At 61.2% G+C, this 24,879-nt stretch carries 27 protein-coding genes; 10 read left to right on the forward strand and 17 right to left on the reverse strand.

Annotated elements, in window-relative coordinates:
* The first annotated feature begins 29 nt into the window (after positions 1-29).
* The 3 genes from EJL02_RS10100 to EJL02_RS10105 all read left to right on the forward strand — a co-directional run bounded on the left by EJL02_RS10100 (position 30) and on the right by EJL02_RS10105 (position 2,901).
* Positions 30-1,016, forward strand: a complete 987-nt coding sequence (locus EJL02_RS10100; protein ID WP_125116287.1) for a LacI family DNA-binding transcriptional regulator — start codon at positions 30-32, stop codon at positions 1,014-1,016.
* Between the two features lie 149 nt (positions 1,017-1,165).
* Positions 1,166-1,300: a hypothetical protein gene (locus tag EJL02_RS14595; protein WP_279221212.1), complete on the forward strand. Its 135-nt coding sequence runs from the start codon at positions 1,166-1,168 to the stop codon at positions 1,298-1,300.
* Between the two features lie 38 nt (positions 1,301-1,338).
* The gene (locus tag EJL02_RS10105) at positions 1,339-2,901 is read left to right on the forward strand and encodes a recombinase family protein (RefSeq protein ID WP_164510380.1); all 1,563 of its coding nucleotides are present in this window, start codon (positions 1,339-1,341) and stop codon (positions 2,899-2,901) included.
* Between the two features lie 58 nt (positions 2,902-2,959).
* Here the strand turns inward: EJL02_RS10105 and EJL02_RS10110 are convergent, their stop codons facing one another.
* Genes EJL02_RS10110 through EJL02_RS10125 form a run of 4 tightly spaced genes read right to left on the reverse strand, consistent with a single transcriptional unit; the run spans position 2,960 to position 7,106 of the window.
* Entirely contained in the window at positions 2,960-3,541 is a 582-nt protein-coding gene (locus tag EJL02_RS10110) for a nucleotidyltransferase family protein (RefSeq protein ID WP_125116289.1), read from the reverse strand.
* The gene (locus EJL02_RS10115) at positions 3,538-5,838 is read right to left on the reverse strand and encodes a xanthine dehydrogenase family protein molybdopterin-binding subunit (RefSeq protein WP_206426965.1); all 2,301 of its coding nucleotides are present in this window, start codon (positions 5,836-5,838) and stop codon (positions 3,538-3,540) included. The genes EJL02_RS10110 and EJL02_RS10115 overlap by 4 nt, the downstream gene beginning before the upstream one ends.
* Positions 5,838-6,299, reverse strand: coding sequence for a (2Fe-2S)-binding protein (locus EJL02_RS10120; protein ID WP_125116291.1), 462 nt, complete (start codon positions 6,297-6,299; stop codon positions 5,838-5,840). Before EJL02_RS10120 ends, EJL02_RS10115 begins: the two co-directional genes overlap by 1 nt.
* A gap of 3 nt (positions 6,300-6,302) precedes the next feature.
* On the reverse strand, positions 6,303-7,106 hold the full coding sequence (locus tag EJL02_RS10125; RefSeq protein ID WP_442858012.1) for an FAD binding domain-containing protein: 804 nt from the start codon (positions 7,104-7,106) through the stop codon (positions 6,303-6,305).
* Positions 7,107-7,343: 237 nt separating this feature from the next.
* Between EJL02_RS10125 and EJL02_RS10130 the strand changes: the two genes are divergently transcribed.
* Together EJL02_RS10130 and EJL02_RS10135 are read left to right on the forward strand one after the other, a co-directional pair.
* Positions 7,344-7,784, forward strand: coding sequence for a MarR family winged helix-turn-helix transcriptional regulator (locus tag EJL02_RS10130; RefSeq protein ID WP_125116292.1), 441 nt, complete (start codon positions 7,344-7,346; stop codon positions 7,782-7,784).
* Positions 7,771-9,120 carry an MATE family efflux transporter gene (locus EJL02_RS10135; protein WP_125116293.1) on the forward strand — a complete coding sequence of 450 codons (1,350 nt, stop codon included), beginning with the start codon at positions 7,771-7,773 and terminating at the stop codon, positions 9,118-9,120. The genes EJL02_RS10130 and EJL02_RS10135 overlap by 14 nt, the downstream gene beginning before the upstream one ends.
* 50 nt (positions 9,121-9,170) lie before the next feature.
* Here EJL02_RS10135 and EJL02_RS10140 read toward each other — a convergent pair whose 3' ends face one another.
* Positions 9,171-10,607 (reverse strand): uracil-xanthine permease family protein, encoded by a 1,437-nt coding sequence (locus EJL02_RS10140; RefSeq protein ID WP_125116294.1) that lies wholly within the window; start codon positions 10,605-10,607, stop codon positions 9,171-9,173.
* 242 nt (positions 10,608-10,849) lie between these two features.
* Entirely contained in the window at positions 10,850-11,428 is a 579-nt protein-coding gene (locus EJL02_RS10145) for a xanthine phosphoribosyltransferase (RefSeq protein WP_125116295.1), read from the reverse strand.
* A gap of 102 nt (positions 11,429-11,530) precedes the next feature.
* Here EJL02_RS10145 and EJL02_RS10150 point away from each other — a divergent pair, with 102 nt between their 5' ends.
* On the forward strand, positions 11,531-12,007 hold the full coding sequence (locus tag EJL02_RS10150; RefSeq protein ID WP_243114455.1) for an asparagine synthase-related protein: 477 nt from the start codon (positions 11,531-11,533) through the stop codon (positions 12,005-12,007).
* Positions 12,008-12,069: 62 nt separating this feature from the next.
* Here the strand turns inward: EJL02_RS10150 and EJL02_RS10155 are convergent, their stop codons facing one another.
* Positions 12,070-12,537, reverse strand: a complete 468-nt coding sequence (locus EJL02_RS10155; protein WP_164510381.1) for a heme-degrading domain-containing protein — start codon at positions 12,535-12,537, stop codon at positions 12,070-12,072.
* Positions 12,538-12,612: 75 nt separating this feature from the next.
* Here EJL02_RS10155 and EJL02_RS10160 point away from each other — a divergent pair, with 75 nt between their 5' ends.
* The 3 genes from EJL02_RS10160 to EJL02_RS10170 are packed head-to-tail and all read left to right on the forward strand — an operon-like array spanning position 12,613 to position 15,020.
* Positions 12,613-13,044 carry a hypothetical protein gene (locus EJL02_RS10160; protein WP_125116297.1) on the forward strand — a complete coding sequence of 144 codons (432 nt, stop codon included), beginning with the start codon at positions 12,613-12,615 and terminating at the stop codon, positions 13,042-13,044.
* A gap of 6 nt (positions 13,045-13,050) precedes the next feature.
* On the forward strand, positions 13,051-14,478 hold the full coding sequence (locus EJL02_RS10165) for a peptidoglycan-binding protein (RefSeq protein ID WP_125116298.1): 1,428 nt from the start codon (positions 13,051-13,053) through the stop codon (positions 14,476-14,478).
* Positions 14,478-15,020: a peptidoglycan-binding domain-containing protein gene (locus EJL02_RS10170; protein WP_125116299.1), complete on the forward strand. Its 543-nt coding sequence runs from the start codon at positions 14,478-14,480 to the stop codon at positions 15,018-15,020. Before EJL02_RS10165 ends, EJL02_RS10170 begins: the two co-directional genes overlap by 1 nt.
* 52 nt (positions 15,021-15,072) lie before the next feature.
* Here EJL02_RS10170 and EJL02_RS10175 read toward each other — a convergent pair whose 3' ends face one another.
* The 4 genes from EJL02_RS10175 to EJL02_RS10190 form a co-directional block, all read right to left on the reverse strand.
* Positions 15,073-16,299 carry a peptidylprolyl isomerase gene (locus EJL02_RS10175; RefSeq protein WP_125116300.1) on the reverse strand — a complete coding sequence of 409 codons (1,227 nt, stop codon included), beginning with the start codon at positions 16,297-16,299 and terminating at the stop codon, positions 15,073-15,075.
* An 89-nt stretch (positions 16,300-16,388) separates the two neighbouring features.
* A complete protein-coding gene (locus tag EJL02_RS10180; protein WP_125116301.1) occupies positions 16,389-17,912 on the reverse strand; it encodes a hypothetical protein in 1,524 nt (507 codons plus the stop codon).
* Positions 17,909-18,436 (reverse strand): RNA polymerase sigma factor, encoded by a 528-nt coding sequence (locus tag EJL02_RS10185; protein WP_164510382.1) that lies wholly within the window; start codon positions 18,434-18,436, stop codon positions 17,909-17,911. The genes EJL02_RS10180 and EJL02_RS10185 overlap by 4 nt, the downstream gene beginning before the upstream one ends.
* Before the next feature lie 134 nt (positions 18,437-18,570).
* Positions 18,571-19,773: a nucleotide sugar dehydrogenase gene (locus EJL02_RS10190; protein WP_125116303.1), complete on the reverse strand. Its 1,203-nt coding sequence runs from the start codon at positions 19,771-19,773 to the stop codon at positions 18,571-18,573.
* Positions 19,774-19,919: 146 nt separating this feature from the next.
* Here EJL02_RS10190 and epsC point away from each other — a divergent pair, with 146 nt between their 5' ends.
* Positions 19,920-20,579: a serine O-acetyltransferase EpsC gene (epsC, locus tag EJL02_RS10195; protein ID WP_125116330.1), complete on the forward strand. Its 660-nt coding sequence runs from the start codon at positions 19,920-19,922 to the stop codon at positions 20,577-20,579.
* Positions 20,580-20,660: 81 nt separating this feature from the next.
* On the opposite strand, the gene EJL02_RS10200 is transcribed toward epsC, so the two are convergent.
* Genes EJL02_RS10200 through EJL02_RS10225 form a run of 6 tightly spaced genes read right to left on the reverse strand, consistent with a single transcriptional unit; the run spans position 20,661 to position 24,879 of the window.
* A complete protein-coding gene (locus tag EJL02_RS10200) occupies positions 20,661-21,068 on the reverse strand; it encodes a Mini-ribonuclease 3 (RefSeq protein WP_125116304.1) in 408 nt (135 codons plus the stop codon).
* A complete protein-coding gene (locus EJL02_RS10205) occupies positions 21,068-21,988 on the reverse strand; it encodes an RnfABCDGE type electron transport complex subunit B (protein WP_125116305.1) in 921 nt (306 codons plus the stop codon). Before EJL02_RS10205 ends, EJL02_RS10200 begins: the two co-directional genes overlap by 1 nt.
* A gap of 20 nt (positions 21,989-22,008) precedes the next feature.
* Complete coding sequence (rsxA, locus tag EJL02_RS10210; protein ID WP_243114456.1) at positions 22,009-22,620, reverse strand: electron transport complex subunit RsxA; 612 nt, start codon at positions 22,618-22,620, stop codon at positions 22,009-22,011.
* Positions 22,621-23,271, reverse strand: a complete 651-nt coding sequence (gene rsxE / locus EJL02_RS10215) for an electron transport complex subunit RsxE (RefSeq protein WP_125116306.1) — start codon at positions 23,269-23,271, stop codon at positions 22,621-22,623.
* A gap of 15 nt (positions 23,272-23,286) precedes the next feature.
* Entirely contained in the window at positions 23,287-23,871 is a 585-nt protein-coding gene (locus EJL02_RS10220; RefSeq protein ID WP_125116307.1) for an RnfABCDGE type electron transport complex subunit G, read from the reverse strand.
* A gap of 3 nt (positions 23,872-23,874) precedes the next feature.
* The gene (locus EJL02_RS10225) at positions 23,875-24,879 is read right to left on the reverse strand and encodes an RnfABCDGE type electron transport complex subunit D (protein ID WP_125116308.1); all 1,005 of its coding nucleotides are present in this window, start codon (positions 24,877-24,879) and stop codon (positions 23,875-23,877) included.

Here is a 24,879-nt window from a genome sequence, read left to right on the forward strand (position 1 = left end):
AGATCACAGGCGATGAGGAGTGACCCGACATGACCATCCGAGAATTCGCCCAACTGTGCAACGTTTCCCCCGCCACCATCTCCCGTTACTTCAGCGGACAGGGCAATATCCGCGAAGAAACGCGCAAACAGATCGAAAAGGTGGCCAAAAAGACCGGATATCACCCGCCGGACGGGTATCGCACGCGCCGCAAAAACAACGCAACCATCGCCGTCCTCCTTCCGCACCTGCAGCACACCTTTTTCGCCGATATGGTGGAGGAGCTGCGCCGTCAGGCGGATTATTTACAGAAAAAGCTGGTCTTCCTCATCATGGATGAGAAAACCCCACAGAATACCCTTTCGCTGATCCAGGCGATCTCGCCCATCGGGATCATCCTGCTGCACGAGAGCACGGAGGACCCGATCTCCGACGCCCTGAGCCGGCAGAATATCCCCATCGTGGTGTGCGGCGCGCTGGCGGTCGGCCGACGGTTTTCCTCGGTCCATATCGACGATATGATGGCCACCTACGACGGGATGAACTACCTGATCGGCATCGGACACAAGGAAATCGGCGTCATCTCGGACAACAGCCACGCCATCAGCTCGGGATTCCAGCGCATCACCGGCTGCAAAAAGGCGATGGAAGACGCTGGGCTCAGCCTGCCCGAAACCCGTATCGTGCATGGCGGCCTGACCTTTGAGGCGGGCTACAAGGGCGCGCAGCAGCTTTTGCAGCAGGCAGCCACGATCAGCGCCATCTTCGCCTTCAGCGACGACGCTGCGGCCGGGGCGATTGCCTATCTGCAGGACGCCGGCAAAAACGTGCCGGACGACATTTCCGTGCTCGGCTTTGACGACAATTCGCTGGCCGAGAAGCTCCGCCCCCGACTGACCACCGTGCACCAGCCATTCACCCTCATTGCGCAAAAAAGCATCGAACGACTCCTGGCCATCCAGGGGACCCACGATATGGCATCTTTCACGTTATCCTACGAGATCATTGAGCGTGAAAGCTGCCGTTCCAAAAACTGACACCCAATGCAACCCCCTCAACAGTGAGCGGAGCATCTTTTCCGGCCATCGGAAGGATGCTCCGTTCGCTTTTTGGGGCAGCGCGGCCGGTCCGCGGCGCATGTTGTCCTCGCCCGACGCATACATATGGGTGAGGAGGGATCGCATCCATGACCACAACCACCCGCATCTCCCAAAGCCCCGATGCGCCCAGTCCCGGCGCACTCAAGGCGCAGATCATCCGCATCCGCCAGGGCTTCGACCGCCCGCCGACGTCCGGCAGCGCGCCCGCACGTCCCTCGTAAACCGACATGCCCCCTGCAATCCGGAAAGGAGCTTGACCATGGTCGCCATCTACACCCGGCAATCCGTCGAGCGGGCGGACAGCATTTCGGTCGAGCAGCAGGCACAGATCTGCCGCGACGCGCTGACCGCGCGCGAGCTGGCGGACTGCAAACTGTATACCGACAAGGGGTTTTCCGGCAAAGATGTCAACCGCCCGGCCTTGCAGCAGCTGCTTGCGGACACGGAACGGCGGCAGATCAAAAAAATCCTGGTCTACCGGCTCGACCGCATCAGCCGTTCGGTGCACGATTTCACCGGTCTGTGCGCACAGTTATCCGCGTGCGGCGTGCATTTCCAGTCGGTCACCGAGGGCATCACGCTGGACGACTCCCCCTCCGGCACCGTCATGGCGCAGATCATGATGGTGTTCGCGCAGTTCGAGCGCGAAACCATCCAGCGCCGCGTCACCGATAACTACTTTGCCCGCGCCAAAACCGGCATGTATTTGGGCGGGCGGCCGCCGTTCGGCTTCCGCAAAGGGGAAACCACGGTGGACGGCAAGAGAACCGCCTGCTATGTCGCCCAGCCGGCGCAGGCTGCGCTCGTGGCGCAGCTGTATCAGCGCTATCTGGAAGAGGGTGAAACCTTAGGCTCTCTGGTGCGCTGGCTGAACGCCAACCGGCTGCGCACCGCGCGGGACGGCAGCTGGTCCACACTGCCGCTCGGCCGGCTGCTGCGCAATCCGGCCTTTGTCCGGGCGGACGCCGCGGTCTACCGCTATTTACAAGCGAAAGGCGCCGCCATGAACGACCCGATCCAAGCCTATACCCAGCAGCGCGGCTGCTACTGTTATGCCCCGCTCCACGCCGTCCCGCCGGGCCAGCCTGTCACCCGACGGAAATTCACCGATCTGTCCGGCAGTTTTGTCACGCTCGCGCCGCACGAAGGGCTTGTCGATGCCGCGCTGTGGCTGGACGTCCAGCACAAACTCGACCGAAACCACGGGCTGAAAAACAGCGGTTCCGGCTCGCACAGCTGGCTTTCCGGCCTGATGAAGTGCCGCAAATGTGGTTACGCCATCACGGTCGTGAACAAACCGGCCGGCAGAGGCGGCCATTACATCAACTGCGGCGGACACAAGCGCGGCAACGCCGTCTGCCCCGGGCGCAGCAAAGTTGTCACGCTCGAGCAGATCGAACACGCCGTCGAGATCCAGCTGCTGCTCTTTCTGCAAAGCTACCGCACGGTCGCCATTCAGACGCCACAGCGCCGCAGCGCGCAGGTTAACCACTTGGAGATCGAAATGACCCAGCTGGAAGAGGAGATCCGTCAGCTGACCCGCAACCTCGCCCAGATCTGCGAGACCGACGTCATCCAGATCCTGTCCGCGCAGATCCACGCCGCAAACGGCCGCTTGACCGCGCTCCGCGCACAGCGAGACGCCCTGCTGCTGCAAGCGCAGGGCCCGGATTTGCAGCCGGTTTTTGACGCTGTGCTGACCGAATGGCCGTCCTACACCATCCCGGAAAAGAAACAGATTGCGCGCGCGGCGATCGAGCGCGTGCTGGTCGATGAGGACTGCGTGGATATCACGTTCCGCGCGCCCTACGGCAGCACATAAAAAAAGACGTTCCCAAAAGGAACGTCTTTTTGCTTGTATTATCCGGATGCGCCGGCTCTTACCTTTGCGGCGTACCGGCGGCATGCGCCGGAGTGTCCACGTCGTACAGTTCCCGCTCGCAGCCCGCCTGCACCAATACGCAGTCCGCGCCGCGCAGCAGCTCGCGGCCGCCCTCGTCGCCCCGCAGGGCGTACAGTTCGGGCACCAGCGCCGCGCAAAACAGGTTGGGGTTGCCGCGCCGCTCGCCGAACACCACGCGCGCCATGCGCACGCCGGGCGCTGCCGCGTCCAGCAAGTGCGCGACCGTTTTTCCGGTCAGGTACGGCTGGTCGGCCACGACGAACACGACAAAATCCCCGTCCTGCACGTCAATCGCGTCCAGCCCCGCGCGGATGGTGTAGGACAAGCCCTTTTCGCTCTCCGGGCTGTCCACCGCGCGCACGCCCAGCGCCTGCGCGCCCGCGCGCACCGCCGCATAGCGCGAAACCACGGTCAGCGTGCAGTCGTCCCGCTCGTGCATCAGCTCCGCCAGCGTGTCCAGCCCATGCCGGTAGAGCGGCTTGCCGTCCAGCATATACAGCAGCTTGTTTTCGCCGAACCGACGGCTATTGCCCGACGCCAGAAACAGAATATGCTTCATTCTTGCCCCTTCTTGATGCCCCACAGCACTTTTTCCGGCGTGATCGGCAGCTCGCGGTGCCAAACACCGGTCGCGTGTGCGATCGCATGCGCGAGGGCGGGCGACGGCGTGTTGATGACGATCTCGCCGATCGACTTCGCGCCGAACGGGCCGGTCGGCTCGTAGCTCGACTCAAACTCAACCCGCAGCTTGCCCATATCGAGGCGCGTCGGAATCTTATACTGCATGAAGGAATTTTCCATGATGCGGCCGGTCGGCTCGTAGGTCACGTCCTCAAACAGCGCCATGCCGATGCCCTGCACCAAGCCGCCTTCGACCTGCACACGCGCCAGATGCGGGTTGACCGGCGTGCCGCAGTCCACGACCGCCACATAGTTCAATACGTCCACCTGTCCGGTTTCCTTGTCCAGCTCGATCTCGACCATGCCGACCATGAACGGCGGCGGCGAGACGGGCGACGAGTTGGACGCGGTCGCCTCCGCGGCGATCCCGTTGCCGCACATCGACTTGGTGGCAATGTCAAAGAGCGAAACCTCGCCCGTGCCGTCCAGCTTCTTGATCGACTTGCCGGCAAATTCGACCTCGGAAACGTCGCAGTCCAGCATGCCCGCGGCAATCCGGCACAGGTTTTCCTTGAGCTGCGCGCACGCCTTTTCGACCGCCTTGCCGGTGACATAGGTGGTCGAGGACGCATACGAGCCCGAGTCATAGGGCGACGCGTCCGAATCCGCGCCGAACACCGCAATATCGTCCACCGAGCAGTCCAGGCACTCGGCCGCCATCTGCGCAAGGATGGTGTCGCAGCCCGTGCCCATGTCGGCCGCGCCGATGGACAGGTTGTAGAAGCCCTCGTCGCTCAGCTTGATGGTCGCGGAGCCCACGTCCACGCCCGAAATGCCCGAGCCTTGCATCGCCATCGCGACGCCCGCGGTGCGCACCTTGCCGTTTCCCATGTCGCGCACGGGATACTTCTCGTCCCAGCCGAACAGCTCTTTGCAGCGCTCCATACAGCGGTCGAGCGCGCAGGCGTTGGCTTGCTCGTTGTAATATGCGGTCATTACCTGTCCTTCGCGCACCATGTTGCGCTCACGGATGACGACCGGGTCGATTCCCAACCGGTCGGCCAGCTCGCTGACCGCGCTCTCGACCGCGAAAATGCCCTGTGTCGCGCCGTAGCCGCGGTACGCGCCCGCGGCCTGCACGTTGGTGTATACCACGTCATACGCAAAGCGGAACGCCTCGAGGTTGCCGGTGTAGAGCGGAATGGACTTGTGGCCGGACAGGCCGACCGTTGTCGGGCCGTGTTCACCAAATGCGCCGGTATTCGACAGCGTATAGACGTCGATTGCACGGATAACGCCGTCCTTATTTGCACCGACACGCACGCGAACTTCCATCTCGTGGCGCGGCGAACCTGCAATCTGGCATTCCTCGCGGGAGTAGATCATCTTGGCCGCCTTGCCGGTTTTCCATGTCACGAGCGCGGGATACACCTCAGCGACCACGGTCTGCTTCGCGCCGAAGCCGCCGCCGATGCGCGGCTTTTCAACGTGGACCTTGCTTTTCGGGATATCCAGCGCGTTTGCAATGATGCGGCGCACATGGAACACGATCTGCGTCGAGGAAATGATGTGCAGCCGCCCGTAGTGGTCGATCTCGGTGTAGGTGCGGAAGGTCTCCATCATGGTCTGCTGGCAGGCCTTGGTGTGGTAGGTGTGCTCAACGACCTCGTCGCAGTCGGCCAGCACCGCGTCCACGTCGCCGTCGCCGCAGGTTTCACTCGCGCACAGGTTGCGCTGGTTGTCCGCTCCGACCGGGCAGAGCGCGCGCCAATTATCCTCGGGATGCACCAGGATCTTGTTGTCCTTCGCCGTGTGGAAATCCAGCACCGGCTCGAGCACCTGATACTTTACTTTGATGAGTTTTAACGCTTTATCGACCGCTTTTTCGGTTGCGCCCGCGACGATCGCGACCGCGTCGCCCACAAAGCGCACCCGCTGATCGAGGATCAGCCGGTCGTAGGGCGACGGCTCGGGGAAGGTCTGGCCCGCCATGGTAAACCGCTTCTGCGGCACATCCTTATAGGTGAAAATGCACTCGATGCCCGGCACCTTGCACGCAATATCGGTGTTGATCTCCTCGATCAGCGCATGCGCGTGCGGCGAACGCAGCACCTTGACGACCAGACAGTCGTGCGGGGTGACGTCGTCCACATAAGCGGGCTTGCCCAGCAGCAGCTGCATCGCGTCCTTTTTGCGGACGGGCCGGTTTACCACGCGAAAATTGTTCTCCGCCATCACGCCTCCCCCTTTCTGCCGTCCAGATAGGCACGGATGCCGCGCAGCTGGCCTTCATAACCCGAGCAGCGGCACAGGTTACCCGCGAGATACGCGCGGATCTCGTCGTCGGTCGGGTCGGGGTTTTCGCGCAAGAGCGCGATCGTATTCATCACAAAGCCGGGGTTGCAGAAGCCGCACTGCTCCGCGCCCTGATCGGCGATAAAGCCGACAAAGTCCTCGGCCTCCTCCTGTAAGCCCTCGAGCGTCTGGACATGGTGTCCCGCCGCGCGCGCGGCCAGCACGCTGCACGATAACACCGGCGTGCCGTCCAGCAGCACGGTGCACAGGCCGCAGTTTGCAGTTTCGCAGCCGCGCTTGACCGAATAGCAGCCATGCGCGCGCACAAAGTCGATCAGCAGCGTGTCCGCCTCGATCTCGGCGGACAGCGGCTTGCCGTTGAGTGTCAGTTTGATCTCCATGCCTTATCCCTCCTTTGCCAGTGCGAGCGCCGCGCGGCGCACCAGCACCTTGCAGATCTCGCGCCGGTAGTCCGCGCTGCCGCGCATGTTGCCGCCGAGCGCCGCGCGCGACGCGATATCCTCCGCGAAGGCACGCGCGCTGTCCTCGGTGATGCCCTGCGCGAGCAGTCCCTTCTCGTCCGCGAACACGGCCGCGGGCATGGGCCGCGCGCCGATGACGCAGGTATACGCCCCGTCCCGCGCGGCAAGCGCCACGGTCAGCACAGGGAAATCGGTCGAAATGTTGCGCTGGGACAGATAAACCACCCGTCCCGCCGTCTTGGGCACAATGACCTCTACGAGAATGTCGCGCGTCGTGCGCGGCAGCGCCGCGAAGTCCGCAAGCGCCATTTCTCCCGCGTGGTGCAGCCGGACCCGCGCGTCCAACGCGAGAAACAGCGTCAGCACATCGGAAAAGCCGAACCGGCCCCACAGGCTGCCGCCGAGCGTTGCGCAGTTGCGGAACTGCACGCCGACGATATGGCGTACCGCTTCCTCCATCGCGCCCTGCGTGAGTTTTGCAAATCCCTCGTGCAACTCAAGTGCGCGCAGCGGCACCATCGCGCCGATGCGGTATGCGGTTTCGGTTTCCTCGATTTTGTCCAGCCCGAGATCGCACAGGTCGATCGCCGTGCCGATGTTCCGTTTCTGCATTTTGAGCCACAGCATGCCGCCCAACACCACATTATTTTTCTTTTGGCAAAGTGTATATGCTTCGTCCAGGCTCTGCGCCCGTACATATTGATTGATCGAAAGCACCTTTCTCATCCTTCCGTCCTCATTTTCCCGTATCCTGTCCTTGCGGCGTCCGGCGGCCCACAGCCGCCTTGCCGTCACGGTTCATTTTCGGTCTTCTTTGCAGTCATTATACCATAGCAAACGGGTTTTCCAAAGCGGTTTCCACTATTTTTCCAAAGAAACCGCGTTTCCCTTTTTCCCGCTTGACTTTGGTCCGAAACCGTACTATACTATAATCCGAATTCGGACTGTTGGAGGGAATATCCTATGGAACTGCGTGCCAAAATGGAGCAGCTCAACACCTGCATCTGCAAGATGACCGAACTGTACCGCACCTGGGCCAAGCGGCACGGCATGAGCTACAACACCATGATGACGCTTTACGCGCTCGCCCAGTCACGCAAATGCACGCAAAAGCAGATCGCAGATGAATGGCTGATCCCTAAGCAAACGGTCAACACCATCATCAAGGAGCTGGAGCGGCTGGGCTACATCCGCTTCGAGCCGCTGCCCGGCAGCAAGCAGAAGGTCGTCTGTCTGACCGAAGCCGGCCATACCTATGCTGACGGCTGTCTGCATGAACTGTACGAGATCGAATCCAGCGCGCTGCGCTCACTCGGGCAGCCGCTGACCGATATTTTCATTGAGTGCAATCTGGCTTTTGTCGAACGATTGGATGAGGAGGTGCACCGTCATGCCGGAACATAACGCACTGGCGCGGCAGTTTACCCTGCCTTCCCTGATGCGCTTTGCGCTGCCCAATATCATTATGATGGTTTTCCTGTCCATGTATACCATCGTGGACGGCATGTTTATCTCCCGCTATGTCGGCACGCTGGCGCTTTCTGCCGTCAACATGACCTATCCGCTCAACTGTCTGGAAATGGCGCTCGGCATCATGCTCGCCTCGGGCGGCAGCGCGGTCATCGCGCGGCAGCTGGGCGAAGGAGCGCCGGAAAAAGCGCGGCACAACTTTTCTTTCCTGCTGATCGTATCGGTTGCCGTCAGTCTGGTGTTCCTGCTGGCAGGGCTGTTTGCGCTCGACCCCATTGTGCGTGCGCTCGGCGCGAGCGAAGCGCAATTCGAGCTGTGCTGCACCTATGCGCGCATCCTGCTGCTGTTTTCGCCCGCGTTTTTCCTGCAAACCGCCTTCCAGACACTGTTTATCACGGCGGGCCGGCCCGGTCTGGGCCTTGCGGCGACCGTGGGCGGCGGCCTGACCAACATTGTGCTGGACTATGTGTTCATCGCGCGGCTGCACTGGGGCATTGCGGGCGCGGCGGTCGCCACCGGGCTTGGTTACCTCGTGCCCGCCGTGGCCGGGCTGATCTTTTTCTCGTGCAACCGGCGCGGCACGCTGTTTTTCGTCCGCCCGCGCGCGGACTGGCGCATGCTGCTGTTCGCCTGCGGCAACGGCTCGTCCGAAATGGTCACCAACATCGCAAACGCCATCACGACCTACCTGTTCAACCTGATCTTCCTGCACTACTGGGGCGAGGACGGTGTCGCGTCGATCACGATCGTTTTGTACTTCCAGTTTGTGTTCACGGCCGTGTTTTTCGGCTTCTCGATGGGCGTCGCGCCCGTGTTCAGCTACAAATACGGCGCGCAGGACGCGCCGCAGCTGCGGCGGCTGTTCCGCTACTGCATGGGGTTTGTCCTGCTGTGCTCGGTGTGCTGCACCGCGCTTTCGCTCGCGGTCATCCGGCCAAGTCTTACGCTGTTCACCGATGCCGGCAGCCGCGTGTTTGCCATCACGATCGCGGGCTTCCCGCTGTACGCCGCGTCCTTCCTGTTCATGGGCGTGAGCATTTTCGCGTCCTCGCTGTTCACCGCCTTTTCGGACGGCCGCGTCTCGGCGATCATCTCGTTTGCGCGCACGCTGGTGTTTCTGGTCGGCATGCTGCTGCTCCTGCCCCTGCTGCTGGGCGAGACCGGCGTGTGGCTGGCCGTGCCCGCCGCCGAGCTGCTCGGCCTTGTGGTTTCCGTGCGCTATCTGATCCGCCTGCGCGGCACCTATCACTACGGCGCGGCGAACAAATGACAAAAAAGCGCCTCCGCTTGATGCGGAGGCGCTTTTTGGTTTCACAGAAATCAATCGTTCTCTGCCTTTTTCTCCTTGGGCAGCAGCACATTCAGGATGATCGCAACGAACGCCGCCGGCACGATGCCCGAACCGCCGAATACCAGCTGCACCGCCTGCGGCAGGCCGGCCAGCACCGCGCTGTTCGCGCCGAGGCCGTAGCCCAGACCGAGCGCGACCGATACGATGGTCATGCTGCGCGCGGTCAGCGGCTCACGGGTGATGAGCTGGATGCCGCTCATGACGATCGACGAGAACATGATGACCGCCGCGCCGCCGAGCACGCTCTGCGGCATGATGGAAACGATCGCCGCGAGCTTGGGCAGCAGGCCGCACAGGATGAGGAAGATCGCGCCGCACGCCAGCGCGAAACGGTTGACGACCTTGGTCATCGTAACCAGACCGACGTTCTGGCTGAACGAGGTATTGGGCAGCACGCCGAACACCGCCGCAAAGGAAGAACCCAGGCCGTCGCAGATGATGCCGCCGGACAGTTCCTTGTCGGTCGCCTCGCGGCCCATGCCGCCTTCCATGACGCCCGAGATATCGCCCACGGTCTCGACCGCGGTGACGATGAACATAATCATAACGGGTGCGATCGCGCGCATGTCAAACACCGGCTTGACCGGCAGGATCTCCGGCACGGCAAACCAGCTTGCCTGCGCCACCTTATCCCAGTTGAGCACCCATGCCTTGGTGTACTCCACGCCGTCGGCAGTCACGCCGGTGGGCGAGATAAACAGCGGCAGCACCGCGCACAGGATATAGCCGAAGATGATGCCCAGCAGGATGCAGGAATAGCTCAATACGCCCTTAGTGCAGTGCTTGAAGATCAGGATAACGACCAGCACCGCCAGCGCGATCAGCAGATTTTCGACCGAGCCGTAATCCTTCGCGCCCGAACCGCCGCCGAACGAAGCCACGCCCACGCTGATGAGCGACAGGCCGATCGACAGCACGACCGTGCCGGTGACGACCGCGGGGAAAAACCGGCGCAGCGGCTTGAGGAACAAGCCCAGCACGCCTTCAAACAAACCGCCGATGATGGACGCGCCCATGATCGCGCCATAGGCGAGAATGCCGCCGCCCATGACGTTGGCAACGCTCTGGAACACGCCGATAAAGCCCGAGCTCGTGCCCATGATGATCGGTACCTTGCCGCCGATCGGGCCGATTGCGAACAGCTGCACAAGCGTCACAAGACCCGCCACCAGCATCGCGTTCTGCAGGAGCGACACCTGGATCGAAGCGAACTGCTCCGCATCGCTCATCGCGGCGCAGGCGCTCGTGATGATCAGGATGGGGGTCAGGTTGCCCACGAACATCGCCAGCACATGCTGGAGTCCGAGCGGGATCGCCTGTCCCAACGGCAGCTTGCCGAGGAAATTATACGGCCCGAAAAAGTTTTTTTCGGCTGCCGCACCGTTTTGCTGTTTTTCTTTTTCCATTTTATCCTCCCTGTTTCCCGTTTTCTGTGAAATGAAGTGCTTCCATTATAACAAAAAAACGCCCGTTCTCCCACACGGTTTTCGCGTTTTTTTGCATCCGCGCCGCATTTTCTACAAATGGGCCAACCGGCCGCGCCGCAGACCGCCCTCTCTTGTCTTGTTTGACGCAAACCGGTGGTGCGCACGCGCCCCGCAAAAAGGCAAAACCGGCTGTATCAGCCGGTTTTCTGCGTGTTTTTCGGTCAGTCCCGGAAGCGCACGGTCTGGGTTGCCGCATCCATCCCGTCCACGATCGCCAGCGACTCGACCCGCAGGCCCTTTTCGCGCAGCATCTTGCCGCCGCACTGGAAGCCCTTTTCGATCACGATGCCGATGCCCGCGACCTTGGCATGCGCCGCCTCGATGATCTGGCACAGACCCATCGCCGCGCAGCCGTTGGCGAGGAAATCGTCGATGATGAGCACATTCTCGTCCGGTTTCAAAAAGCGGCTGGCTACAATGACCTCGTATTTGCGCTTGTGGGTAAACGATTCGATCGGCGCGGACAGCATCGTGCCGTCCAGATTGATCGACTGCGACTTTTTGGCAAACACCACCGGCACATTGAAATACTGCGCCGCGATTGCCGCAATGCCGATGCCCGAAGCCTCAATGGTCAGGATCTTATCGATCTTGACGTCGGCAAAACGCCGCTTGAACTCCTTGCCGATCTCGTTGAACAGCTCGATATCCATCTGATGGTTGAGGAAATTGTCCACCTTGAGCACATTTCCCTCTTTGATCACGCCGTCTTTTCTGATTCGTTCTTTCAAAAGTTCCATGCTATCGTTCTTCCTTGTCCGTTTCATCCTCGTTGTTTCTTATAAAAAGCATACCATTTTTCGCCCGCACTGTATAGCTTTTTTTCACGGTTTTTTAACAGATTGCTGATTTTTATCGATCGGTATCCTTTTGCAACGCTGCGCGACCGCAAGGACCGCATGAGCATGTTCTCGGGTCTTGAGGTGCGTGTGCCCTTCTGCGACCACCGCATCGTGGAATACGCCTATAACATGCCGTGGGATTTCAAGGCGCTGAACGGCCGCGAAAAAGGCATTGTGCGGCGCGCATTTGCGCACGAACTGCCCGAAGAGATTGTAGTGCGCAAGAAAAGCCCGTACCCCAAGACCTTCCATCCAGCCTATACCCGCCTGTGCGCGGACTATGTCCGCCGCATCTTCCAGGACAGCGACTCGCTCGCCGCGCAGCTGTTCAACCGCAGCGCGGTCGAAGCGCTGATGGAGCAGCCGGAAAGCCTGACCGAGCCGTGGTACGGCCAACTCATGCGCACCCCGCAGATCTTCGCCTATATCATCCAGATCGACCGCTGGCTGCGGCAATACAAGGTGCGGCTGGTCTGACCGGCCGCAAAACCGCCGAAACAAGAAAACGACCGCAAAGCGGTCATTTTCTCGCATCTCTGTCAGCCCAGGAATTCGGCCAGCGTGTCCACCACCAGCCGGTGGTCCTCCCGGTGGTCGGGCAGGCCGGATACGCAGATCGAACCGATCACGCCCGTGCCGCGCAGCCGGATGGGGAATCCCCCGCCGCCTGCCGCGTATTCGTTTGCCGGCAGCTTGCGGCTCTCGAGCGTCTCGCCGTTCTGCTCCAGCCATGCCAGAAAATGCAGGGACGACATCTCCATCAGTTCGACCGAATTGCGCTTGCGCGCGAGCCACAGCTCGCTGTCCGGCAGCGCGCCGTCCGGAAAGTACCGGAACACAACCAGGCCGTTGACCGTGATCTCGATCGCCACCGGAACCGGCTGCTTTTTCGCATTTTCATGGATCTTGAGCCCCAGCGCCAGCGCATCCGCGCGGGAAAACTGCTCAAATTGCAGCCGTTCTTCCTCTTCTTCGCACATGGCGAGCAATGTTTTTTCGTCCTGCATACCTTTTCCCTGTCTTTCCCATGTCTTATGGATAGTATACATCATCCCATCCCACCCCGCAAGGAGGTTTTGCCCATGCCCAATCCCGCTGAAGATTCCGCCGTGCTGCGCGTAATCGTCACAACCGCGCTCGGCGCGCTGCCGCTGGCAGACGCCTCGGTCACGGTATCCACCGCGGCGGACGAGACCGGCGCACGCGATCTGCTCTATTCCGTGCGCACGGATACGGGCGGCATGACGCCGCCCATGACGCTGCCCACCCCGCCGCGTGCAAACTCCATGACGCCCGACAGCGGCCTGCCTTACGCGGTCTACACCGTGGAGGTCGCGCGCGAAGGCTACACCCCGGTGACCGCGCTGCATGTGACCATGTTTTCCGGCGTGCCCGCCGTGCTGCCCGTGGCACTCACGCCGCTGCCGGAAAACCAGTCCTCCGGCCAGACCGACCTGACCGCCACGGGTGATCCGCAGGTGCTGTACCACGACCAAACCAATGCAGAGGAGTGATCCAATTTGCCCCAATCCCCGGTGACCATCCCGGAAACCATCACGGTGCACCTGGGCGCACCCTCGGCCGCTGCCCAGAACATCACCGTGCCCTTTGCCGACTACATCAAAAACGTTGCCTCGTCCGAAATCTACCCGACCTGGCCCGAGGAAGCCATCCGCGCCAACATTTACGCGCAGATCTCCTATGCGCTCAACCGCGTGTTCACCGAATGGTACCGCGCGCAGGGCTATGATTTTGACATCACCAACTCCACGCGCTACGACCAATCTTTTGTGCCCGGGCGCGACATTTTCGAGAATATCTCCACCATCGTGGACGATATGTTCAACAGCTACCTGACCCGCGGCGACGCCATCGAGCCGCTGTTTGCCCAATACTGCAATGGCACAACGGTCACCTGTCCCGGCGGCCTGAGCCAATGGGGCACGGTGCCGCTGGCCGAGCAGGGCCTGACTGCGGAGGAAATTGTGCGATATTACTATGGAGACGACATCAACATTGTGCGGAATGCACCAATCGCGCCCAACCTCGGCGGATCGTGGCCGGGCGTGACCTTCCGGCTGGGCGACGTGTCCGAAGAGGTGCGCACCATCCAGAACCGCCTCAACCGCATTTCGACCAACTACCCGAACATCCCCAAGATCTACCCCGTGGACGGCATCTACGACGCGGACACCGAGCGCGCCGTGCGCGCCTTCCAGAAGCAGTTCAACCTCGGCGTGGACGGCATCGTCGGCCGCGCGACGTGGTACCGCATCGCGTTCATCTACAACAACGTCAAGCGCCTCTCCGAACTGGACAGCGAAGGCCTGCTGCTCGACGAAATCTCGCGCCAGTTCCCCGAAACGCTGCGGGAGGGCGCGAGCGGACCGGGCGTGCAGCTGCTCCAGTATTTCCTCGCCATCGTCGGCGAGTATTACGACCAGCTGCCGCGCTGGCAGGCCAGCCAGATCGACGGCATTTTCGGCCCGCAGACGCGCGAAGCCGTCGAAGCCTATCAGCGCATGATGGGCCTGACCGTGGACGGCATCGTCGGCCGCAACACCTGGAACGCGCTGGTGTCCACCTACCAGTCCGTGCTGGCCGCGCAGCCCGATCAGGGCTTTTTGGAGGAGGTCGCCGGCCTGCCGGACATCTTCCTTGTCGAAGGCATGCGCGGAGAGGCCGTGCGTCAGGCGCAGGAGATCATCAACATCATCGCGCGCGGCTATCCCGAGGTGCCCGCCGTCTCCGTGGACGGTATTTTCGGCCCCGCGACCCGAAACGCGATCTCGGTCATCCAGTCGATCTCCGGCCTGCCCGCCACCGGCGCGATCGGCCCGCTGACATGGGAGGAAATGGCTCTGCTCGCGCGCGACGTGCTGACCGCCTCGCAGACCAGTGAAGGACAATATCCGGGCTATCCGGTCGGAGAGGAGGGAAACGCCTGATGTATACCGACAGCCAGCGCCGCACCCATATCTATGATTTGCAGCGGTTTTTGCGCCGCATCCAGCAGGAGCAGGGCGCGGCCCAGCCGCTCGCGCCCGACGGCATCTTCGGTCCGGAAACGGCCGCGGCCGTGCGGGAATTCCAGCGGCGGGGCCGCCTGCCCGTGACCGGCACGGCGGATTTCGACACTTGGACGGCGATCTACGCAGCCTATCTCGCGCTGACCACGCTGGATGCGCTGCCCGCCGCGGTCAACTTTTTCCCGGCGGGCGCGGCCAGCCAGCTTGCGCGCGGCGACAAAGGCCCCGCGGTCTTTGTGCTCCAGCTCATGCTGGGCACCGCCACGCCGCACTTTGGCAACGCACTGCCCGTTCCGCTGACCGGCGAATACGACGCGGATACCGAGGCTGGCGTGCGCCAAGCGCAGGGCGTGTTCCAGCTGCCGCAGACCGGCGTGACCGACCGCGCCACCTGGGCGGCGCTTACCCTGTTCCACAACAGCTTTTTCGGCCGCACCCCGCTCGCGTGGCAGATGGGCTGACCCCAGACAGACAAAAAGGACGCCCCAAAGGGCGTCCTTTTTCTGTTTTGTTTTACTGCGCGGCAGCGTCGGTCTCGGTCGTTGCCGTATCAGTCGATGCATCCGACTGCGCTGCATCCGTATCGGTCGATTCGTCCGACTGGGCTGCATCCGTATCGGTCTGCTCCTCACTCTGCGCGGCAGCGTTCGCCGCATCCACCGCATTCAGGGTTTCCTGCACGTCCGCCGGCAGATAGTCGCGGACGTTCTGATAGGTGATCTCATCGTAGGTCTCGGTCGTCTGCACATCGGCTTCCTGCATCCACTGGCTCAGCAGATCGTCCATCGTGCCGGCAACCGCGGTCGTCAGCAGGCTCTTGTAGTTCTCAAACTGGCCGTCCACATCCAGCGGCTCGCGCTTGATGATGTGATAGCCGTAGTCCGACTTGACCAGACCGGACACCTCGCCGTCGCCCAGCGCCTTGGCCGCGTCATAGAACTCGGTGACCATATCGCCTTCAGTGAAGATGTAGCCATCCGGATTGCCGGACAGGCCCGGGTCCTCGCTGTACTCGTTCATCAGCGCATCGAAGTCCTCACCCGCGTTGATGCGGTCCAGAATCTTCTGCGCTTCCGCCTTGGCTTCCGCATCCGTGCGGACCGTCTCGCCGGTGGTGGAATCCACGGTCGAGATCAGGATGTGCTTGGCGGAAATGTAGTTGTCGCTGAAATACTGGCGCAGCTCGTCGTCGCTCGGCACGTTTACGCCGTTTTCACCGTAGTAGTAGTCGTTCAGCGCCTGATAGCACTGGCTGATGTACATGAAGTTGCTGTAGGTCTGCTCCGAGAAGCCAAAGTGCGCGATCTGCTTGGCAAACGCGTCATAGCCGTTGGCATCGATCGCATCCTGAATCAGCTGCTTCATCTGCTTTTCCTGATCGTAGGTCATCTTCAGGCCCAGCTCGTTATACTTCTGCATAACCACGCGCGCATAGACCGACTGGTCCTTTGCCGCCGCGGGCATGGACGCGCCCAACGTTGCGGCTGCATAGTCATCCGACCACACGTCGCTCATGCCGAACTGCGCATACATATTCTCATAATAGGCCATGTTGTACAGCATGTAGCCCGCGTACTCATCCGCGCACACCTCGTCACCGTTGACGGTCATGACGACCGGCGCACCGCTGTTCAGCGGCTGATAGCGGATGGTCGTGCTCGAAGCGCCCCAGATGGTGCCGCCCAGCGCGACGACCAGCATCACAACCAGCGCGATGGCGCGCTGTACCATTTTGCTCATATTCCGACTCTCCTTAATTGCGTAATCTAAACAGACTTTAATCAGTATAGCACCTTTTCGGGGTCGATACAAGCAAAATCACAAAATCGTCACAATTCGTCGTCCATTTGCGCCGCAGTCTGCTCGTATAACCGCTGCGCGCTGTAATTGGAATAGTGATTCCAAACGGCGTCGTCAAACGTCCTGCTCGCCCGCTCGAGCGGCGTCAGATACGGCAGCCGGAACGGATGCGCAGCATGGTAATACACAAAATTGGTGCCGCCATACAGGCTGTTTTCATCCAGATACATCACATAGAGCACATAGCCGCGCGGGTTTTCCGCGCCAAAGGGATAGCTGACCGTGCCGCTGATCTGCCGGCTGTCTCTCATCCCGAAATACCCGTTTGCCGTCACCATGCCATCTGTCAGATCCGGCACGGGCGCGGTGTAGGTTATTCCCTTCCGGTCATAGACCATCCTGGCGCCGACCACCTCCGCGCCAAGGTCGTTATAGGCAACCGTTCGGAACGCATCGCCCCAATACGCGCTGCCCCGCTCCCAGCGGAACCAGTTGAGCACCGCCATGCGGTCCTCCGGCAGTTCGAGATAGACCGTATGGACGCGCAGCATCGGACATCGGTCGGCCGCGGCCCGCGCCTTGTCGCGCTGTTCCGAGCGGGGAGATGCATGCGGCAGCTCGGCTTCGGCCTCGGGCAGCACCATGTTGTCCTCATGGCCTTTTCCGGTATGGAATGTCTGCATTTCTTCATACCGTTCGATATAAAACGCGCCGTCCAGCGCGCGCACGTCCTCGTCCGCGAGGTCAGCCAGCACTTCGTCCGGCACGCCGAGGTCAGCAAGCTGCTGCCGGATTTCGGTTTCTCCGTGTTCCTCCATCGGCGTTTCGTCCAACGGCGGGTGGCTGACCAGCACGCATGCCGCCAGCACCAGCATCAGGCAGCCGCCGAGGTAGCACAGCTTAACCCAGCCCGCGCTCAGGCGCACGGGCGCTGCGACAAAGCAGTACCCCGCCTGACTCAGCTCGCCGCCCAGCCGGAACAGTGCGCGCACGATGCACACAAAGGCGATGATCACCGGGATGCCCACCAGCCAGCTGTGGGCCAGCGGCGAGAACGCCAGCACCGCGCAGACGATCTGCCAGCACACGGCACTCCTGAGCGGGTCGCTCTGGGGCGTGATGCCCGCTTTCTGATACACCTGCCGCAGGCCCGCCCGCAGAAGCAGCAGCTGCACGACCTGCACGACCAAGCTCGTCAGACCGGCCGCCAGATCGATCCCCACGACCGGCAGGCCGGGTGTGGCCTCCAGCACCAGAAAGACCGCAAACCAAATCAGCCGCACCATGGAAATGACCCACGCCGCGCGGAACGCCGCGCCGTTTCTCCGCAGCGCGCGGAAGCCCAGATATTGCAGCACGACGCCCACTGCGGGCAGCAGATATTGCAGATACAGGAAATTCAGCGTAAATCCAGTCAGCGTCAGGCCCCATGCGATGCGGTCGATCGGCTCGTGCCACGGGTTGACCTCCTCGACCACGCTCTGCGCAGGCACAGTCCCGGCGATGTCCTGTTCGATCATCCGATCAAATTCGTCCCGTTCCGGTCCGGTCATAGCGCGTCACCTCCCAACGCTTTTTGCAGGCGGCGGCGCAGACGGTACAGCCGTCCCTCGACCGCCCGCTCGGTCAGCCCCATCTCCGCCGCGATCTGCGCGGTGGACTGGAGATAGTAATACTTGCGGTAAAACAGCTGCTGATCGGCCGCACCCAGCGCATCGACCGCTTTTTGCAGCAGCTGCGTGCGCTCGCGCCGCAGCACCTCTTCCTCGGGTGAGGGCGCGGCGCCGTCCTGCTCGTCCCACGCTTGGTCCGCCGCGCGCCGGCGGCGCAGCCGGTCCACCGCCGCATTGCGCGCCACGACCGTCATCCATGCGGCAAGCGTGCCCTTTGTCCGGTCGAAGGATGCAAACCGCTCCCACACGCGCAGCCAGACATCGCTGACACACTCTTCCGTGTCCCGCGCGTCGCGCAGGATGCCGCGCACGATGTACTGCACCATCGGGCCGTACTGCTGTTGCAGCAGCGTCACGCCCTCCGGATCGCCCGCGGAAAGCAGCTGACAGATCCTGTCGTCCATACCGTCCCCTCCTTTCTCCATGCTCTCTCCTTTTTGCCTTCTACTTCTATCTACGCAAATTTGCGGCAAAACCCACGCCCCGCCGTATAAAAAACGGCACAGCCTTTCGCTGTGCCGTTTTCTGTTGTGCTCTGTTATTCCATCAGGCCGACGCAGTCGTAATACGGCTTTTCGGCGATCTTGTCCTTGTTTTCCTTGAACAGCGTATGGCCGAGCGTGATGACCAGATAATCCGCCTTGGCGAGAATTTCGTCAAAGGAGACATTCGGGATGCCCTTGACTTCGCTGTCCTTCGCAAACGGCTCGCAGGCGAGCACCTTGACGCCCTTTTCCTGCAGGATGTGGCACAGCTCGATCGACGGGGATTCGCGCAGGTCGTCCACGTCCGGCTTGTAGGACAGACCGAGCACGCCGACCGTATCGGTCACCTTGCCCATCTTGGAAACGACCTTCTCGGCCACAAAGCGCGGCTTGTTCTCGTTGCGCTCACGCGCGGCGAGGATGACCTTGGCCTCGGCCGGGAACTGCTCGTAGATGAACCACGGATCGACCGCGATGCAGTGGCCGCCCACGCCGACGCCCGGGTTGAGGATGTTGACGCGCGGATGGCAGTTGGCGAGCTTGATCAGCTCGAACACGTCGATGCCCATCTTGTCACAGATAACAGACAGCTCGTTCGCGTACGCGATGTTGACGTCGCGGAAGGTGTTCTCGGTCAGTTTGCACATCTCGGCGGTCAGGTCGTCAGTCTTGTGGACAACGCCCTTTTCGAGCACCTTTTCGTAAATGGACGCGGCCATTTCGGCAGCTTCCGGTGTGCGGGCGCCGACGATGCGGTCGTTGTTCTTGAGCTCATACATCATGTTGCCCGGGATAACGCGCTCCGGGCAGTGCGCGACGTGGATCTTGTCCATGTCGATGCCGGACTCCTCGCTCAGCACGCGCGCGAGCATTTCGGTCGTGTGCGGCGGCACGGTGGACTCGAGGATGACCAGATTGGGCGCTTCGAGCACCTTGCCCGCCATGCGGCCGGCAGACTCGACATATTTCAGATCCGCCTTGTGGCTGCCGGTCTCGTCCTGATAGAACGGGGTCGGCACCGCGATATAGAACACGTCGGACTTGCCCAGCTCCTTGGAGAAGTGCAGATGGCCGTGCTTTACAGCGATCTCAAACGCCTGCTGCAGACCCGGCTCGACGATATGGATATGCCCTCCCTGAAGGGTTTCGATCGTTTTTTCGTTTACATCAAAGCCGCAGACCTCGAAACCGGCTTCCGCGAGCGTGATCGCGGTCGGCAGGCCAATATAGCCCAGACCCATGACAGTAATTTTCATAATAATCTTCCTTTATTCAGCAAAATCTTCTTACATTATACCACTTTTTTTACGAATTTCAATCAAAGGTTTGAATTTTCATGCCAAAGCCGCTATAATGGATGGTATTATGAATTCACACTATTTTGATAGGATGATTTTTTATGATTTTCAAAGGGCTGCTTGATGATGCGCGCTCGATCCGCGACCGCGATCCCGCCGCGCGCACCACACTCGAAGTCTTTCTGCTTTATCAAGGCTTTCACGCGCTGATCTACCACCGGCAGGCGCACTGGCTGTACAAACACAAGCATTTCTTTCTGGCGCGTGCGCTGTCACAGTTTGCCCGCCATATGACCGGCATCGAAATCCACCCGGGCGCAACCATCGGCCGCCGTCTGTTCATCGACCACGGCATGGGCATCGTCATCGGCGAGACCGCCGAGATCGGCGACGACTGCACGATCTACCACGGCGTCACGCTCGGCGGCACGGGCCACGACACCGGCAAGCGCCACCCGACGATCGGCAACAACGTGCTGATCTCGACGGGTGCGAAGGTGCTCGGTCCGTTCACCGTGGGCGACAACAGCCGCATCGGCGCGAACGCGGTCGTTTTGCAGGAAGTGCCGCCCAACTCGACCGTCGTCGGCGTTAAAGCGCGCGTGGTCAAGATCGACGGCCAGCGCGTGCCGTCCTACGACCTCGACCAGATTCATCTGCCCGACCCGCTGGCGCAGGAGCTGTGCCGTTTGCAGCACCGCGTTTTCGTCAACGAGCAGAAGATCAAGCGCGAGGAGATGCGCGACCGCGAAGCGGACGAATAAAATACTTCATTTTCTGGCTTTTTCCGTTATATGCGCGCCTTCCGGCGCGAAAAAAAGAACCGCCCGCGGGCGGTTCTTTTTTTATTCTTCAAACCCTTCGGCGATCACGCCGAACAGTTCGTTGATGCGGTCGTACCGGCCTTTGAGGTACAGCCAGCCGAACAGTGCTTCCAGCGCGGTCGCCTGCGAATACTCGGCGGACGAGGCGCTCTTGGGCACGCTCTTGGGCTTGGCGTTGCGGCCGTGACGGTAAACCTCCTGCTCATGTTCGTCCAGCAGGGGCAGGATGCGCTGCACCGCTTCGGCCTGCGCGGGCGCGCAGACCAGCTGGGTCGTGCGGCGGTGCAGGTTTTTGGCGGTCTGCAAGCCGTCGCTCGCCAGCAGCGAGCGCACCAGCACTTCATAAACGGCATCGCCCACATGGGCGAGCGCGAGGCTCGACATGCGGGCGATAGCAGCGTCATCCAATATCGGATGCAGATAATCCATTACTTGTCCTCGGATGCCTTTTCGGCAGCGGGCGCTTCCGCAGCAGCCTTGGCAGCCTCAGCCTTGGCCTTGGCGGCAGCCGCCTGCTTTGCCTGCATTTCCTTGAACTTGGCCTTTTCCTCTTCGGTCGGCACCGGCTCGATGCAGCCCTTCGGGCAAGCCTTGGCGCACATCTTGCAGTTCTTGCACTTGTCGTAGTCGATCTTGGCCACGCCGTCAATCACATGGATGGCGTCGAATTTACAGGTCTTTTCGCACATCTTGCAGCCGATGCAGCCGTTCGAGCAGACCTTCATGACTTCCGGACCCTTATCCTTGTTGACACAGTTGACGTGTACCTTCTTGGATTCGGGCACCAGGTTGATCAGCTTCTTCGGGCAGGCCGCGACGCACTTGCCGCAAGCCACGCACTTGTCGGTATCGACCTTGGCAACGCCGTCCACAATGTGGATCGCGTCAAACGCACAAGCCTTGACACAGGAGCCGAGGCCCATGCAGCCGTAAGCGCAAGCCTTCGGGCCGCCGGCAACACGCATCGCTGCGGTGCAGTCCTGCAGGCCTTCGTACTTGGTTTTATCAACCGCGTTGCAGCCGCCGTTGCAGTAAACGTGCGCTACCTTGCGCTCGCCAGCCTCGACCGCGACGCCCATGACCTCCGCGATCTTGGCGGCAGCCGCTGCGCCGCCGACCGGGCAGCCGTTGACCGGCGCCTTGCCTTCTACGATCGCAGCCGCCAGACCGTCACAGCCCGGGAAGCCGCAGCCGCCGCAGTTTGCACCCGGCAGGCACTCACGAACCAGCGGTACGCGCTCGTCTACCTCGACCGCGAACACCTTGGCCGCGATGCCGAGCAGGATGGCGAACACGATGCCCATGATAAACAGGACCGCGACCGCTGCAATGATATTATTGATATCCATTTCTTATCTTTCCCCCTTGCTTACCAGATCGACAGGCCGGAGAAGCCCATGAAGGACATCGCGAGCAGCGCCGCGGAAACCAGCGCAATCGGGAAACCTTCAAAGCACTTGGGGCACTTGGCAGTCGCGTCCAGACGCTCACGGATGGAAGCGAACAGAACGATCGCCAGCGTGTAGCCCAGGCCGGCGCCCACGCCGTACACCATAGAACCGATGAACGAATAGCCGTTGTCGATGTTCGAAATGGCTGCACCGAGTACCGCGCAGTTGGTGGTGATCAGGGGCAGGAAGATACCGAGCGCGGAATACAGGGCCGGCATCGACTTTTTCATGAACATCTCAACGAACTGTACGAGCGTTGCGATAACCAGGATGAACGCGATGGTCTGCATGTAGTCCAGACCGAGCGGCTCAAGGATGAAGTACCAAACCGCCCACGACACGGCGCTTGCCAGCGCCATAACGAATACAACCGCCATGCCCATGCCGATAGCCGTATCGGTCTTCTTGGAAACGCCGAAGAACGAGCAGCAGCCGAGGAACTGAACAAGGATGTAGTTGTTGACCAGAATGGACGCTACCGCGAGCGACAGCACTTCGGTCAGGCCCATTGCATCAGGAAAGTTAAACATTTACTTGTCCTCCTTTCCGGCCATGATCTTCTGGATCGCTGCAAAGATGAAGCCCATCATCAGGAAGCCGCCGGCCGGCAGAATCATCATAACCGCCGGGTTGGCGCTCAGGCCGGGGATGGCGAAGCCTTCCGCCGGGATAACGCCCGCGAGGAACGGCAGCAGGGTGGACAGGCCGGACAGAATGGTGCCCGCGCCCAGCAGCTCACGGAAGAAGCCCATGAGGACCAGCGCGAAGGTGAAGCCCAGACCCATGCAAACACCGTCCAGCGCGGAGGGCAGCACCTTGTTCTTGGATGCAAACGCCTCTGCACGGCCGAGGATGATACAGTTAACAACGATCAGCGGCAGGAACAGGCCGAGCGAAGCCGCAAGGCTGGGCACGAACGCCTGCAGGGACAGATCGATCAAAGTAACGAAGGTTGCGATAATGGTGATGAAGCACGCAATACGAACCTTATCCGGAATAAACTTACGCAGTGCGGAAATAACGACGTTGGAAGCGATCAGAACGATCGTCGCTGCCACGCCCATGCCGATAGCATTGGAAAGGGACGTGGAGGTAGCCAGCGTCGGGCACAGACCGATGGTCTGCATGAAAATCGGGTTGTCGAGGATGACGCCCGCTTTCAGCTGTTCAGAAAATTTCATTTGGCTCTTCCTCCTTTAACCCAGACTTGCGACGCAGTTTGCCGCAGTATTGACACCGAGGGTGACCGCACGGGAGGTGATGGTCGCGCCGGTGATGGCGTTGATCGTGCCGCCGTCCTTGGTAACGGCCAGGCTGCCGTCCGCCGGCTGGCCGGCGAACTGTGCGATCCAGTTCTTATCGCTCTGGGACTTGGCGCCGAGGCCCGGGGTCTCGGATGCTTCGGTTACCTTGATGCCGGCAACCGTGCCGTCCGCATTGATGCCGACGATCATCTTGAGCGCGCCGCCGAAGCCCTTGGGGTTGACTTCCACGCAGTAGCCTGCGTCCGCGCCGTCGAGCGTCGCCTTGTATACGCCGGAAACCACCGGCTGGTTCTTATCTTCCGGAGACGCAAAGTCCGCCGGAACCTCTACATCGGAAAACTCCGCATCCGGAATGATCTCGCTCATTGCCGCATTGCGGGTCTCAATGCCGTTCTGTTCGATCTTGTCCTTTGTCACACCGTTGACAACGCCCAGAAGCAGCGCGCAGACAAAGGTGATCAGGCCCAGTACGACGACCAGCATCAGAATGCCGCCGCCCTTTTTGCTGCTATCCATAACTTACTGTGCCTCCTTCTTCTTATCCAGCGCATAGCCGAACTTGCGGGGATGGGTGGCCTTGTCGATCGCCCAAACCAGCGTGTTCATGATCAGGATGGAGTACGAAACACCTTCCGGCAGGCCGCCGAAGTAGCGGATAAACACGGTCAGCAGACCGCAGCCGATGCCGAAGATGATCTGGCCCTTGGGGGTAACCGGGCTGGTGACGTAGTCGGTCGCCATGAAGATCGCGCCGAGCATCAGGCCGCCGGACAGCACCTGGGACAGCATCCACTGTACACGGGATACGTCGCCCATCGGGAACAGGAAGGTAATGACGGCAACCGTCAGGATGTAAGCCGCCGGGATATTGATGGTGATAACCTTGCGCCACAGCAGGTAAACGCCGCCGGCGATCAGCGCCAGCGCGCAGGTCTCACCGATGACGCCGCCGGTCTGGCCGAGGAACATGTCCAGCAGGCTGACGCCCTCCGGCAGGGTGCCGTTCTTGAGGGACGCGAGCGGGGTCGCGGTCGAGATCGCGTCGGTCACGGAAACCGAACCGATGATCGGCAGGGACGCATGCGGCTGGGTCCAGGTGGTCATCAAACCAGCCCAGGACGCCATCATGAAGGCACGCGCGCCGAGCGCCGGATTCATGAAGTTCTTGCCCAGGCCGCCGAACAGCATCTTGACGATGATGATGGCGAACAGCGCGCCGAACACCAGCATCCACCACGGGGCGGATACCGGCACGTTGAACGCGATCAGGATGCCGGTCACGAAGCAGGACAGGTCGCCGATGGTGTTCGGATGTCCTACAATCTTGTTATAGATGGTCTCAAACACGGCGCAGGCAACCATGGAAATCACGGTCAGCACGAGCGCACGGGGACCAAAGGTGTATACCGCAACGCAGAGCGCGGGAAGCAGTGCGATCAGCACATCCAGCATCAGGCTGCGGGTATCGTCATCCGCCTTGATATGGGGTGAGGAGGTGACGACGACTTTACTCAGATCATACAT

This window comes from Agathobaculum sp. Marseille-P7918 (assembly GCF_900625105.1).
In the GTDB taxonomy this organism is placed as follows: domain Bacteria; phylum Bacillota; class Clostridia; order Oscillospirales; family Butyricicoccaceae; genus Agathobaculum.